This is a genomic window from Neorhizobium sp. T7_12 (assembly GCF_002968535.1).
Taxonomy (GTDB): Bacteria; Pseudomonadota; Alphaproteobacteria; order Rhizobiales; family Rhizobiaceae; genus Neorhizobium; species Neorhizobium tomejilense.
On sequence record NZ_PVBK01000066.1, the window covers coordinates 1 to 380 of the forward strand.

Sequence of the window (380 nt, forward strand, 5' to 3'; positions counted from 1 at the left end):
GCACTCTCGCAACGCACTCTTATTTTCCCCTTTAGAATACCGGAGGCCTGGTATGAGCAACCAAGGCGAATACCCCGAAGATAATCGGGTTGGGAAGCACGAGCCGCACGATTTAAGTTTGACCCGTCGCGATCTGATTAAAGTGAGCGCCGCAACAGCGGCGACCGCCGTGGTTTATCCTCATTCTACGCTGGCGGCAAGCGTTCCGGCAGCTACACCCGCGCCAGAGATAATGCCCCTGACACTGAAGGTGAACGGCAAAACCGAGCAGCTTGAGGTGGATACCCGAACCACGCTACTGGACGCTTTGCGTGAAAATCTGCATTTGATCGGTACCAAGAAAGGTTGCGATCACGGACAGTGCGGAGCCTGTACCGTGC

General features: G+C 55.5%; 1 protein-coding gene. It reads left to right on the plus strand.

Features of this window, described 5'->3' with window-relative positions:
* Positions 1 to 52: 52 nt before the first annotated feature.
* On the plus strand, positions 53 to 380 hold a 328-nt coding region (locus tag C5J26_RS33495), incomplete at its 3' end, for a 2Fe-2S iron-sulfur cluster-binding protein (RefSeq protein ID WP_172746244.1).